Source organism: Paenibacillus sp. JCM 10914 (genome assembly GCF_001315105.1).
Taxonomy (GTDB): domain Bacteria; phylum Bacillota; class Bacilli; order Paenibacillales; family Paenibacillaceae; genus Paenibacillus_AQ.
Genome location: NZ_BAZR01000020.1, coordinates 66,906 through 80,612, shown reverse-complemented (window position 1 = coordinate 80,612; position 13,707 = coordinate 66,906). Strand labels below are relative to the sequence as shown.

11 protein-coding genes and 2 pseudogenes are annotated in these 13,707 nt (G+C 49.4%); 1 reads left to right on the top strand and 12 read right to left on the bottom strand.

Features of this window, described 5'->3' with window-relative positions; genetic code table 11:
- Window positions 1–26: 26 nt before the first annotated feature.
- The 10 genes and pseudogenes from JCM10914_RS19545 to JCM10914_RS19505 all read right to left on the bottom strand — a co-directional run bounded on the left by JCM10914_RS19545 (window position 27) and on the right by JCM10914_RS19505 (window position 11,021).
- The gene (locus tag JCM10914_RS19545; RefSeq protein ID WP_023963879.1) at window positions 27–1,556 is read right to left on the bottom strand and encodes a response regulator; all 1,530 of its coding nucleotides are present in this window, start codon (window positions 1,554–1,556) and stop codon (window positions 27–29) included.
- Window positions 1,553–3,369: pseudogene (locus JCM10914_RS19540) on the bottom strand (sensor histidine kinase). The gene JCM10914_RS19545 and the pseudogene JCM10914_RS19540 overlap by 4 nt, the downstream one beginning before the upstream one ends.
- Window positions 3,370–3,398: 29 nt before the next feature.
- Window positions 3,399–4,112: an AraC family transcriptional regulator gene (locus JCM10914_RS30700; RefSeq protein ID WP_023963873.1), complete on the bottom strand. Its 714-nt coding sequence runs from the start codon at window positions 4,110–4,112 to the stop codon at window positions 3,399–3,401.
- Window positions 4,109–4,924 (bottom strand): response regulator, encoded by an 816-nt coding sequence (locus JCM10914_RS30695; protein ID WP_023963871.1) that lies wholly within the window; start codon window positions 4,922–4,924, stop codon window positions 4,109–4,111. Before JCM10914_RS30695 ends, JCM10914_RS30700 begins: the two co-directional genes overlap by 4 nt.
- A 166-nt stretch (window positions 4,925–5,090) precedes the next feature.
- Window positions 5,091–5,924 carry a carbohydrate ABC transporter permease gene (locus JCM10914_RS19530; RefSeq protein WP_023963869.1) on the bottom strand — a complete coding sequence of 278 codons (834 nt, stop codon included), beginning with the start codon at window positions 5,922–5,924 and terminating at the stop codon, window positions 5,091–5,093.
- Between the two features lie 30 nt (window positions 5,925–5,954).
- Window positions 5,955–6,908: a carbohydrate ABC transporter permease gene (locus tag JCM10914_RS19525; protein ID WP_023963867.1), complete on the bottom strand. Its 954-nt coding sequence runs from the start codon at window positions 6,906–6,908 to the stop codon at window positions 5,955–5,957.
- A 33-nt stretch (window positions 6,909–6,941) separates the two neighbouring features.
- The gene (locus JCM10914_RS19520) at window positions 6,942–8,264 is read right to left on the bottom strand and encodes a sugar ABC transporter substrate-binding protein (RefSeq protein ID WP_023963865.1); all 1,323 of its coding nucleotides are present in this window, start codon (window positions 8,262–8,264) and stop codon (window positions 6,942–6,944) included.
- A 126-nt stretch (window positions 8,265–8,390) separates the two neighbouring features.
- The gene (locus JCM10914_RS30690; RefSeq protein ID WP_023963863.1) at window positions 8,391–8,753 is read right to left on the bottom strand and encodes an AraC family transcriptional regulator; all 363 of its coding nucleotides are present in this window, start codon (window positions 8,751–8,753) and stop codon (window positions 8,391–8,393) included.
- Window positions 8,754–8,776: 23 nt separating this feature from the next.
- Window positions 8,777–9,250: a response regulator gene (locus JCM10914_RS30685; RefSeq protein ID WP_023963861.1), complete on the bottom strand. Its 474-nt coding sequence runs from the start codon at window positions 9,248–9,250 to the stop codon at window positions 8,777–8,779.
- On the bottom strand, window positions 9,225–11,021 hold the full coding sequence (locus JCM10914_RS19505; RefSeq protein WP_023963859.1) for a sensor histidine kinase: 1,797 nt from the start codon (window positions 11,019–11,021) through the stop codon (window positions 9,225–9,227). Before JCM10914_RS19505 ends, JCM10914_RS30685 begins: the two co-directional genes overlap by 26 nt.
- A 260-nt stretch (window positions 11,022–11,281) precedes the next feature.
- On the opposite strand from JCM10914_RS19505, the gene JCM10914_RS19500 reads away from it, so the two are divergent.
- Window positions 11,282–11,689, top strand: coding sequence for an SRPBCC domain-containing protein (locus tag JCM10914_RS19500; protein ID WP_023963857.1), 408 nt, complete (start codon window positions 11,282–11,284; stop codon window positions 11,687–11,689).
- 119 nt (window positions 11,690–11,808) lie between these two features.
- Here the strand turns inward: JCM10914_RS19500 and JCM10914_RS19495 are convergent.
- Window positions 11,809–12,986, bottom strand: a pseudogene (locus JCM10914_RS19495) (NAD(P)/FAD-dependent oxidoreductase).
- Window positions 12,987–13,019: 33 nt separating this feature from the next.
- Complete coding sequence (locus tag JCM10914_RS19490; RefSeq protein WP_023963851.1) at window positions 13,020–13,472, bottom strand: DUF1641 domain-containing protein; 453 nt, start codon at window positions 13,470–13,472, stop codon at window positions 13,020–13,022.
- Between the last annotated feature and the right edge of the window lie 235 nt (window positions 13,473–13,707).

Genomic DNA, 13,707 nt, shown 5'->3' with positions numbered 1-13,707 from the left:
CAATTAAAGCATTAACCCTGAAAAGTTTAGATCCTCCTGCTTTTGTACTCGTTCGGCGACATTTCCATCCGCTTCTCAAAATGTTTGAGGAACTGATTATAGTTACTGTAGCCCACCCTTTCCGCTATCTCTCCGTTCTTCAGCTTGTTCTGGGCGAGGAGCAGCACCGCTTCTTCAATTCTCAGATTGTGGACGAATTCATTAACGCTGATTCCATTCTTGCGCAGGAACAGTTGTCCCAGGTAGACCGGATGTATAAAGAACAGCTCCGCCAAACGTTTAATCGTTAAATTCTCGCGATAATGAGCTTGTATATACGCGTTAATATCCTGCACGACGCCTTGCGAACGATTCATTTGCTGTACAAGCAACAGATCGATGCATTCCTCTCCGGCTGCAATCAAATCTGTCATCATTGCTCCCAAACTCACCACGTGATCGTTTACGCCCGGTATCTCATACTTCTCCATCATGCGTCTGGATTGCTGCTCATCCAATTCCTCCACCATACCAAGCAGGCTGTAGAACACATGGACCATCATCTTCTTGACGATCTGGGGATCTACGAGCATTTCTCGGAAGGTGGACGATGCTGCCGTCACCGCTTCCCGAAACCCGGACTTATCCAGCAGCTCTGCAGTCCGGATCATGTTATCGAGCAAATAGGTCGGGTAATGATGCTGAAAGGGCCGCGTACGAAAATTCTCATACGATACGAGATGGGTATAATCTGCGTCATAAAACATAAGCTGCATCGCCGTTCTAGCCGTACGGTAGCCATGTGCAAGATCGAGCAAAGATGCCTGGCTCTTCCCTAAAGCCATCAGAACAGGAAGGCTGCTATACTCGCGGGAGAGCGCAAGAAGCTTGGCGAATTCCAATTCGCTATCATCTTGCGCTTCGCGGTACACAGCACCCAAACGACCCTGTCCCAAATCCACGACATACGTGCACACCTCCTGGGCTAAGAATTGTTCCATTCTTCTCCTGACATTCATCAAGAGGAGCGCCTCGCTCTGAATCATGAGCACATTCCATCTCGTATCGTGATTCGACATGGCCCGCAGCTTTGCTCTCCCTGCTTCGTCAATGGGAATGTCCAAGAGTACATTCCGGATCAAAGAAGCGGTTTCCTCCCGTTCCGCCTCGAGAGCCAACCGCCGCTGTTTCTGTGCCTGCTGGAGATCCGCATGAATCTTCTCCAATACTTCTTCCGCCTCTTCCTGCATAATCGGCTTCAGCATGTAATGCTCGATACCGAATCGCAGCGCCTTGCGCGCATACTCAAATTCGTTATATCCGCTCATAATGGCAAACTTTACGTCATTCAATCGTTCTTCGTAACACTGCTCTATCATTTGCAACCCATCCATCAATGGCATATTCACGTCCGTGATCACCAGATCCGGATGAAGCTCCCTGATCATCTGCAGGCCATCCACACCGTTGCTGCAAAGCCCGCATATTTCGTACCCGAGACGTTCCCAGTCCACCCATAACTGAAGTCCTTCCAACGCCCCGGGCTCATCGTCAATTAAGAGCACTTTATAAGTCATGAACTCAACTCCCTGCTCTCTCCGCCCTGAATCTCAAGGAGCTTGATCGGAATCTCAAACGACACGACCGTTCCTTGATTCGGGCTACTGCTGATATTGAATTTGACAAGGTCGTTATAATACAGCTCCAGTCTGCGGTAAACGTTGCGAATACCAAAGCTATTCCCTTCGAACTGCTCATTACGCACGGACAATATGATCTCTCTGAGTTTCTCCGGCTCGATCCCTTTGCCGTTATCCGTAACTACGATGCAAAGACACTCATCTTGATGGAGGCGTTAACGTGCACCAAACCCGCTCCATCCACGGCTTGCAGACCATATTTGCACGCATTCTCAACCAACGGCTGAATGCTCATCTTCGGAATTTTATAGTTAAGGGCCTCCGCATCAATCTCGAATTGATATTCGAATTTATCGCGGAAGCGAAACTTCTCGATCTTCAAATACATTTCGATAAAGCGAATTTCTTCCTCCAGGGAGACTAAATCTTCCCTCCAACTGAGCAATCTTCGCAAGAGCTTGGACAAGCTCTTGATAATATCGGTCACATCATTGTATTGATTCTTGGTGCACACCACGAGAATCGCGTTAAGCGTGTTAAACAGGAAATGGGGATTCATCTGGCTCTGCAGGAAATTGAGCTCGGCCCGAACCCGTTCCATCTCCAGGTCCTTCTTCTGGATCTCCAACTTATACACGTTGTTGATCAACGAGTTTATTCTGGACGTCATCTGGTTGAAATTTCGAATCAGGCCGCCGATTTCGTCACGTCCTTCATCCATTTCGATCAGCTCAAACTTCTCGTGCGTCACCTTCTGCATATGGCGGGATAAACGCTTTACCCGATGATTATAAGACCGGAGCATAACGGTGATAAAAACCGCCGTGATCAATGTAACGACTGCTGCCAGCAACACCGTAAATACCTGCATATCCCGCATCGCCTTCGTAATCCGGTTGCCTTGCGTTACCCCGATCAACTTCCACCCCTTCACATATCTGGCAGTGCCAATCGAGATGACGTGACGATCCTCCTCGTTGTATTGATCCAGATGGAACAAAGGATATGCGCTTTGATTGCCTCGTTCAAAACCGCTGTTAGCCGACATGATAATCTGATTGTGCTCATTGACTAAATACATATCCAGATAGTCCCGCTCGCGAACGATGACGTCATAAATCTTGCTCAGATCGATATCGATTCGCAGCAGCTTCTCATATGTATTGTAGGAATCATAATAATCCATCTTCTCAATCACGCTTAAATAAGGGGCCATGGAGGCCCAGTCATTGACCTCAGTTGCTCGATACGCGGCGACCAGGACCGAATGATTCGATTCGCTCCACAGTCGATACCAGTCACTCTCCTTCGTCTTGTCGTCGACAACATGGTAATTTCCGCCAGATACAATAGATGCGTTCTCGGTAAAAATATTGATCCGCTGAATCTGATTATTGACCGGAATGTAGCTCGTTAGTCGATTGCGCAGCTGCTCATCAAACGTGTCATAGAAATCAAGCTGCGATGCATACTCGCGATCTAGCATTTCGTAAAGCGTCTTATCCGTACTTAATGCATGGCTGACGGCAACACCGCCATCAATGAAATTGTGAATATCCTTCCGCGCCCGCTCCATCGAGATATCAAGGTTCTGTTCTTCCCGCTCCCGGATCAGGTCCGACATTCGATCCGAGAACAAGATGTTGATAACGAGTATCGGAAGCAGCACACCCACAACGAATATGAGAAAAAACTTGTACTTTAATGGAATATCGTTAACAAAATTACCCTGCTTCCAGATTCTCTTCATGAGAATCCCCTCCTTGACAGTGCTTGCCCTTACTCTGCTTGATTCTTGAACACCGAGGGCAGGACGCCGGTCGTTGTCTTGAATTTGTGAATGAAATAGTCCGAATTCGGGAATCCAACATGAAGGGCAATGTCCGATACCTTCATCCCGCTCCGCTTAAGGAGGAGCTTGGCTTCTTCAATACGCTTGTCATTAAGGTATTCCTTGAAGGGTTTGCCTGCATGTTTCTTAAAGAGCTGCCCCAAATACGTAGAGTTCATATGGAAGTGCTGAGCCAAATCCTGCAATTGCAGCTTGCTCCGGAATTCCCGGTCTACATACTGAGTCACTTGATAGATCGTGTTGAATTCATTCTGCTTCTCCATAGCCGCAAAGAAGGCCATCGCCTCCGCGGCGAGATGGCTCATATACTTATGGAGATAACCATAGTCCTGAATATCGCCAAGCTGTCCGAAGTCCTCTTGAAGTCCGTGCATAAAATCATCCGCATCGCCATCTATCTCCGTGATCTTCCTGCATAACATCAACTCCAGATCGGCTACATCACTTCGTATCAGCGACAGATCGATTAAAGCATCGGAAGCGGCAGAGAAGTACCACATCACGTTTGAATGTACATCCGCCGTATGACCTGACAGAATACCGGCATAAATCGCCGCAATCCGCCGGTGACGAAGCCCTCGACCAGGGATGGCGCCATCTCGGTCCGAAACCTGAAATACCCCACTCTTGCCTTGATTCATCTTATAGGCTGCGACAGCTCCGCATGTCTGTACCGTTCACCGAGCGCATGCATCCCCTGTGCCCCGACACTTATCGTAATAATGGCCGCCTCTTCGCCAGCGCGGCTTAACTCGTGCTGCAGCCGGTTAGCTGCTTCCAGCAGTTCTTCCTGGTTGCTCGGATCGTAACGAAGAACCGCAGCCATCTCTCCCCGGTTGTCCTGGAAGCAGCAGATGAATTCAGGGAACTGATATCGGAGCTGTTCCACAAGATGCTCTTGCATCAAAACTCCTCGTACCAGCACGCACTGGAGTTTCTCTTCCGGTTGTATATTCAGCGCTTTACAAGCCTGCTCTGTCACATCGGTCCTGTCTCCCCCCTGAAGAAGAAGATTCATCATATAATTAGCCGCAATCTGATGCCTCTTCCGCGACGTCAGTTCAGCGGCATGTTCATCTCGAATGACGCTGCTGAGCTTGGACAGCATATCTTCAATTTCCTCGTCATCAATCGGCTTAAGTAAATATTCAGTTACTCGCTGACGCATGGCTTCATGTGCATAGCCAAAATCATCGTATCCGCTCAGCACAACGAATTTAGGTGGCTTTCGAAGCATTCGATTGCTTCGCTCGATCAGTTCCAGTCCGTTCAAGACGGGCATATGAATATCAGTCATCACCAGTTCCGGCCGAAGTTCCTCAATTAACCGCAACGCCTCAGGAGCACTTAATGCCTCTCCGCATATTTGGAATCCGTAACGGTTCCAATTCACCATGGTCTTAAGTCCCTCGAGTACCCACGGTTCATCATCCACCAAAAGTACATTGAACATTCCCATCGTCTCCTTCAGTGAAGCGTCGTTATGAAAGCGCAATCATTTTACCTTATACTACCATACTAGTATACTTGTGAGAATAGAAAAAACTGCCGGTGGATGATTTAAATGTAGCATCCGCACAGCTGTCTTGAATAGGGCGATGACTATGAAAATTTCCAGTTTATCCCTTAATTCCGGAGAGTGTAACTCCCTCGATAATATATTTTTGCCCGATCATATATACGATAAGTACAGGAATCAATGCGATCGAAGCGCCTGCCATCATGAGCGTCCAGTCCGTCGAGTACATGCCCCGGTACAGGTTGAGCATCATCGGTACGGTAAACTTCTCCGTACTGCTGAGGAAGATCAGCGGATTGAAGAAGCTGTTCCACATCCCGAGAAACGTAAATATGCCAAGCGCCGATAAGGCAGGTTTAATGAGAGGCAGCATAATTCGAACATAGATCGTCCAACGGTTAGCGCCATCTACTATGGCCGCCTCCTCCATCTCCTTCGGGATACCCCTGAAGAATTGCCGGAGCAGAAACACGCCGAAGGCGTTAAGCAGCGCAGAAGGAACGATGATCGCCAGATGCGTATCCAGCCATCCGATGTTTTTCATAATCAGATATAACGGAATGATCGTGACTTGTCCGGGAACCATCATCGTTGCCAAGAAGAGAATGAACAGCGGCTCTCGAAATCGAAAGGTAATCTTGGCAAACGCATAGGCAGCCATGGAGCAGGTTACCAACTGTGCTATGACCACGATGATATTAATATAGAAGCTGTTGAAGTAGGCACGTCCAAACGGCAGCGCCGTCAAAGAATCCTTGTAATTGGACCACACGAACGGGTCCGGTATCCACTTGGGCGGCACGATAAAGACTTGAGACAAGTCTTTAAGCGAGCTTAGCACCATCCATATGAACGGCAACGCCATCACGCCCGCACCGATGATCAAGACCACGTGCAGCAAGACGGTAGATATCTTCAATCCCCGATGCACCATACGCATCCTCCTCCATTCAGTGTATGTCCATCAGTCCTCATAATGTACCCAGCGCTTGGACATCTTCATCTGGAACAAGGTAAGCGATAAGATCATCGCGAACAGGATCACCGCCGATGCCGTGCTCTTCCCGAAGGTGAAGTCCGCAAATGCCGTCTCATAGATATGGTAGACCAGCGTATAACTCGCCTTGGCCGGTCCGCCGGAGGTCATGACAAACGACTGATCGAACACTTGAAAGGAACCGATGATTGACATGATCGTAACAAAGAACGTCGTTGGCGAGAGCAGCGGGATCGTAATATGAAGAAGCTGCTGCCATTTGCCTGCGCCGTCGATCTCTGCGGCCTCATAATAACTTCGCGATATGCCCTGAAGTCCCGCCAGAAACAACACCATATTGCCACCAAGCCCCATCCATACGCTAAGCAGCGCAATCGAGGGCATGACGTACCTGGAATCCGTCAGCCAGGAAGGTCCGGTAATCCCGAACCATTCCTTCAAGTACATGTTGATCAGTCCGAAATCTGCGTTAAAGAGCCACATGAATACGACAGCGACAGCGACGGACATCGTGATGTTCGGCATGAAATAGATGAGCCTGTACAGGATTTTGCCTCTGACCCGGTTGAGTCCTACCGCCACCAGCATCGCCAGAACGATGCCTGTCGGTACGGATAGAATCGTATAGTAGACCGTGTTCACAAGGGCGATATGGAACTCCTCGTCCTGAAGCTGGGAGATAAAGTTCTGTAACCCGACGAACTCTTTGACCCCCATCCCGTCCCACTTCATCATGCTAATGACAAAAGCCGAGATGAGCGGGATCAAGGAGAACGTAATCAAGCCGATGAACTGAGGCAAGATAAACAATGCGCCCCATAATTCATCCGTGGTCTTGCTGCTCAGAGTGGACGCCGGTCCCTCCGGTCGCAGCTCCGGTTTAAGACTTTTGCCCGTACTGCCAGCAGGCTGTGTCAACATCTTCGTCTCACCATCCTCTCAAAAAGAGCGAGCCTAGTTCTTGCCACTCTTGTAGTCCTGGATTTTCTTGTTGGCCATACTCTGGATGTCCATCATCGAGCTCTCCAAATCCTGATCCTTCAGCCATAACGCCTCAAACTTCGATGTGATATCCTGGCTGAGTCCAGGAATGCCCGCTTCAAACGGCGTTAAAGAATAGCCAATCTCGCGCGCATCCAGAAACAGTTGCGCGTGCTCGGGCAGATTGCCTTCCAACACCACATCGTCGGTGCCTTGCACGGACGGTACGGCATTGCCGCCACCTTGCAGGCGGTAACGTTGACCTTCTTTATTCACATACTCGGAGAAGAAGGTATACGCTGCTTCCTTGTTCTTCGAGGCTTTATTCATCACCAGAAATGCCGTTGGAATACCCGCAGGCTCAATCTTGTTGCCCGTGTTAGTTGGCCAAGTGACCACATCATATTCAAGCCCCTGATTCTTCTTGAACAGCGGCAGGTACCACCGACCGGCAGCAACGAATCCAACCTGGTTGGACATAAACATCGCATCTCCACCTTGCCCTTTAGGCAAGGTGCCGGAGAACGTTATATTTTTGGACTTCACATTGTCATACAGGAATTGAAACGCTTCCATCGCTTTCGGGTCCGTAGCCGCTACGAAATTCCCCTCATCATCGTACACTTGTCCGCCGTTGGAGGTGACCCAGCTATGATAGCTGTTCCAGGAATTATCCAGCACATAACCGTATTTCTGGCTGTCCCGGATCTTGTCGGACATCTCCTTGAACGCATCCCACGTCCATTGCCCGTTCGCCTGCAGCTCGGCTGGCATCTCCGTTATTCCGGCTTCGCGCAGCACCTGCTTGTTGTACCAGAGCACCATCGGATTGCAATCGACCGTTACGCCATAGGTCTGGCCATCCCGCACGGCCGCTCCCCAGAGACCTTCGAAGTAATCCTCTTTCTTAATCAAGCTGTCCGGAGCCTCCATATAAGGAGTCAGATTCTCAATGCTTTGATTCTCAATCAATTTGACGATCAAACCATCGCCTGCATAAAAGATATCCGGTGCCGTCCCCCCCGTTAACTGGGTTAATATCTTCTGATCGTACTCACCCGGAATCGGAATGAATTCCGCTTCGATATCGGCATGCTTCTGATTGAAATCCTTCGTTAACTCCTGATATCGGCTCAACTCGCCGGGATTTCCCCAACTCGCCCATTTAATCTTGACCTTCTCGCCGCTTCCCGGATTGCCGCCTTCTGATGTTCCGCCTCCCCCGCACGCTTGAAGCAGTGCGGATAGCAGAAGAATGATGGCTAATAATGACCCCTTTACTTGTTTGCTTGTCATTTCCTTTCCTCCATTCAATCCAGATTTGAAGTAGCTGGCCAGCTATTTGTAAACGCTTTAATTATAAAATTTTGGTAAAACCCTTTGAACGGATTATGTTCCGAAAGGGTGGATTCTTTTCCGATTCTATTCGGGTTCATTCGGTAGCGGCTGCGATTTTTGTCCCTGAAACTCCGCTGGCGTCATTCCCACGACCCTCTTGAACAGTTTGCTGAAATATTTAACGTCATTAAATCCGCATTGATCCGCCACCTCGTAAATTCGGAGCGAGGTTGTAGCAAGCAGTTCTTTCGCCCGCTTCACACGAAGTTCGATCACATACTCGATGAAATTCTGTCCCGTTACCCGTTTGAACAACTCACTGAAATAATTGCGGCTCACCGACACTTGATCAGCCACCTCTTGTAAAGAGATAGATTCTGTGTAACGAGCATTAATGTATTGAATCGCCTGCAAAACAATCCGCTCATGCAAAGCGGAGCCTTCCATAGCGACCATGGCCTCCTCTTGTTCTATCGGCGCCTCAGCGGATGTGTTCCCTGCAGCTTCCGCTTATTCAGCGCTTGCAGCTGTCTATGTTCGTCCAAGATCTTCTGCGTCTCCCGCTCTTCCTCCAGACGCTGTCGCATCTGATCCAGAACGTGCCTCAGCGCATCCGAGTCCAGGGTAGGCTTGAGGATATAATCGGATGCACCCAGCCGTATACCTTCGCGAACGAATTCGAAATCACTGTGACAACTAAGCAGCAGCACCTTTACCCATGGGCATAACTCCTTTGTCCGTCTGGTCAGCTCCAAGCCATTCATCACCGGCATGGCGATGTCGGTAATCAGGATATCTACCTCACCGCTTATGATCCACTTCATCGCCTTGCTGCCATTAGATGCTTCCCCCACTAGCCGATATCCGTGCTTCTCCCAGTCGAACGTTTCGCGAAGTCCTGTCCGCGCCATCGATTCATCATCCACGAGCAGCACTCTGTACATAAATTTCTTCCCCCCTCTGCTTGGCAAACGATATACTCACTCTCGTCCCACCGTCTTCCGGACTTTCAACCGTGACTCCATACCTGCCTCCGTAATACAGTTGAATCGTCTGATGGACATGCCGTAGACCGATGTGCGTCATACCATGCTTGGACTGCTCCTGCCCATCGTTCAGCAGGCTCTGAATCCGATCTGCTACGATCCCCACTCCATTGTCCTCGATCTGCACGAGCACCTCTTGCTGTTGCGTACTAACCCGAAGGTAAATCAGACCTCGATCATCAAGCGGTGCGATACCGTGGAAGATGGCGTTCTCCACGATGGGTTGCAGCAGCATTCTTGGAATCAGTACGTCCTGCTGCTCTTCCGGACATTCGATTTGCAGCTCGATCTGCTGTTCGTACCGATAGTTCTGGATCACCATGTACTTGCGAAGCAGTTCCAGCTCCTCGCCAAGCGTAATGAACACACCGTTGCGTTCCAGACTGCCCTCCAGCAGTTGCACCAGCGCGGTTACCGATCGATCCACGTCATTCGTACGGTTCAATTTGGCCATCCAGCGGATTGAGTTCAGTGTGTTGTAGAGAAAATGGGGGTTAATCTGATAGCGCAGCGCTCGGATCTCCGCCTTCTTCTTCTCCGCTTCCTCGGCGGCAATCCGCTGGATCAGAAGATCGATCTGCCCGATCATCTTGTTGAAGCTTCGTCCCAACTGACCGATCTCGCTTGGACCGACATTCGCGCTGCGCACACTCAAATCCCCGGCCTCGCTTCGACGCATAAGGCGGCTTAGATGAACGAGGGGATTACCGATTCTTCTCGTCATGAAATACCCGATGCCGATGGCAGCAAGGATCGACCCGAATACAATCCATAAGGTAAAGCTGCGAATGCTGGCCGAATCAGCCGTCAACTCTTTCAGAGGTACTACACCCACCACATGCCAGCCGTTATTCAGTCGAGACGGAATCATCAGCGTCTTGTTATGATGGAGATTGTATTCGATTATCCCCTGAGGCAGCTCAAATTCCGATTCGCTGCCATACCTCGTCGGATCAGGATGATAGAAATAGCGATTCTCGTCGTTGGCCACGTACATGTAACCCGTATCACCGAACTGAACAACATTTAATTCGTCGATCAGAGCATCTCCTATGACCTCGATGAACATCACGCCTACAACCTCCCCGGTATCCCAGCTCCGAATCGCCCTTCCCAAACCGAAGACGGGAAACCCCATGCTCGTCTGCTTCAGATAGGAGGTATCCGATAAACCAAACCACACGGTCTGACCGTTGGCCTCCAGTATCTGTTGAAACCAGGCTGAATCCCACTGATCAGGAATGGACATCATCGAATCGGCGCTGAGCACGGAATTGTTGCGTTTGATATCAAATACGTACACATCCAGAATTTCCGGTGAATTGATCATGATCGAAGTCAGCAGGTCTTTGGCTTCCTTAACTTTCTGATTCAATTCATACTGTCTGATATGCTGTTCCTCCAGAATGCTGCGCACCATTTTACTGTTCAGCACCATCATCGACGAGTCATCTAGCTTTTTGAAAAACATATTCAGCTTGTCACTGACTTGGGTAATCGTCAGCGTAGCCACCTTACTTACCTGCTCTTCGACGATGGACGCAGATTTGTTGTACGACAAGAAACCCATAATTAAGACCGGCAGTGTCGTTCCAATGAAGAAGAACAGAAACAATTGACTCACGATAGAATGAAGACGACGGTATCCCCGCAATACATGAACCTCCATTTCGATATGATTTCCCCTCTCGGGTGCTCCTATCGTAATATGATTCAAATGGCTTGTCCCTAAGTCCATCACCTTATATTTCATGCAGTCCGTTACAATGGCAAAGACACCTCCGACACAAAACCATGGTAACCACGGGTGTTGTCGGAGGTGCTGAGTAATTCCATATTGGCACAATTTGAGCAAGCTATAAGAAAAATGCCCTAGCCCATTTTGCTACAATAAATGGTATACCTGAAAAAAGCGAGGAGGAGAGCAACATGAATATTGAACACTTGCAAACGGTAAAGGCTCCCATATCGGAAGTGTATAACACCCTCACCACAGAGAAGGGACTTGCGGCGATATGGACACGTGATCTGCGCGTCAGCGAGCAAGTCGGCGGCATCAGCGAATTCCGATTCGGCCCCGGTGATAAAGCCGACATGCATATCGTCCAATTGGAGTCGAACCGGAGAATTGTTTGGTCCTGTACCGATTCTCACCCAGAATGGATCGGCACCACGATATCTTTCGATCTGGAAGATAAGTCTGGAGTGACCGCTATTACCCTGCGGCAAATGGACTGGAGAGAGGTAACAGATTATTACCGAACCTGCAATTATCATTGGGCTATGTTTCTACTGCGTTTGAAACGGTACTGCGAAGAAGGCATTGCTTCGTTCTAGTCGTCTCTGTCCTTATTGCTTTCTGAGCAAACATAAAAAAGAGGCTGTTCCCCGTAGAAATTATCTACCTCGGGAACAGCCTCTATTGTTTAAATCACAGGGCACACTGCCTTCTTCACTTAGTAAGCCAGCGTGAACAAGCCATTGATGTGCGACAAGTAACGCATGTTACTCGCTTCTTTCATGAGCGTTGCAGGCATGCCTTTCAATTGCGTCTTGTTGGCACCAATCGTACCGATCGCATCCTTGCGGCCCAAGCTGCCCAGTGTTCCGGAGAAGACCGGTGCGAACGAAGCTGGTGCTCCGCCGTTCAGTTGAGCGAATATGTTGTAGCCAATCAGCTCACCCATCTGCCAAGCCAACTGTGCGTTGGTGGGAATGGACGACCTTCTGGTCCCATAACGACTGCACTGTCACCAGCGATATATACGTCAGGATGGGAAGCGGATTGCAGGAATTCGTTAACAACCGCACGTCCGCGGTTCACTTCGATGCCGCAATTGGCCACAACGGAGTTACCTTGAACCCCGCCTGTCCATACCAAAGTGCTAGTTTCGAATGTGCTTCCGTCTTTCAACTCAACTGTCGTGCCATCCATCTTGGTGATTGGCAATCCGGTCAAGAAGTTAACGCCGCGTTTTTGCAAGCTTGTTGTTGCACGATCAACCAGTTCCGCTGGGAAACCTGGCAGAATGGAAGGTGCTGCTTCAACACAATAGAGTGTGATTTCCTGTGGATCGATACCGTACTTGCGTGCAAGCTCGCTACGCATATCCGCATACTCACCAACCAGTTCAACACCTGTCAGACCGCCGCCGCCAACCACGATGGTTGCATCGGCTTTGTTCTTGGTCTTGCTGTACTCCGCAATGCGGGACTCAACATGAGCACGCAGACGATTCGCATCGTTAACGGACTTCAGAATGAAGCTGTTCTCTTGCAGTCCTGGAATACCGAAGAATGCTGTTTCGCTGCCGAGAGCGACCACAAGCACATCATAAGTAAAGTTTCCGCCATCGTCGAGGGAAACGGACTTCTCGTCTGGCTTGATTTCTTTCACATTACCGATACGCAGATCAACCTTGGCATTGCGCAGAAGTTTGTCCAGCGGCAAAGCCACAGCCTTCTCTGCGATGTTGCCTGCTGCCAGGCGATGCAATTCCGTAATGATCTGGTGAGTTGGGAAACGGTTGATCAGCGTGATCTTGGCATCATCTGCACCGAAATGCTCACGTGCCGAAAGTGCGCTCAGCAAACCACCGTAGCCTCCGCCCAAAATTAAGATATGTTTAGACATGACCATCCTCCGTTCTTCGTATGATTTATGAGATTAACGCTTGTTTTGTTGTTCGCGCTCGTTCAGAACGTCCAGATAAGCCTGTGCAAAGCGAAGACCCTTTTGAACCTGTGGATCCTTCAGCATTTTCATCAGACCAAATACGCCGATCTGGGCTTGCTCGCCTTGAGCGTGGATGCGATCACCAGCTTCGATAGCTGCAGACGCAACGCCTTTAGCTGTCTCGGTAACAGGCTTCGTGAATCCGCTCAGGGATGCGAGTGTATCTTCCGCAAGCACAGGATCGGTTGCAACCGACTTACCGAAGTCATAAGCTTTGGTCATGAATGCGAGCATTTCCGTAAGTTTAGGAAGGTTGTCCACAAGCGTAGTCAAAGACTCCTGAACCTCAGGCTTTAGCAGTTGTTCGAGCAGCACATCAGGACGGCTTGCCGCAGCAGCAGCTTCCTGGTTACCTGCCACGTGGTCTTGAGATGTTTCTGACATAAGAATTGCCTCCTTTTCTCTAAGTAAGCTCCCAAGATGAACTTGGCGACGATCGAACCGGCTAACTCTTAATTTTGGGATAACCAGGATCTATTATGCATCACGTACAAAAGTGCGAACACTAACGGTGAGTCACTCGCGCCAAAATAAAGCAGGGGGATCTCGCCCCCTCCTTTAAACATGGATTCTCAGGGATTGTGATTATTATCTCTAAGTACAGTCTATAACTTGTTCC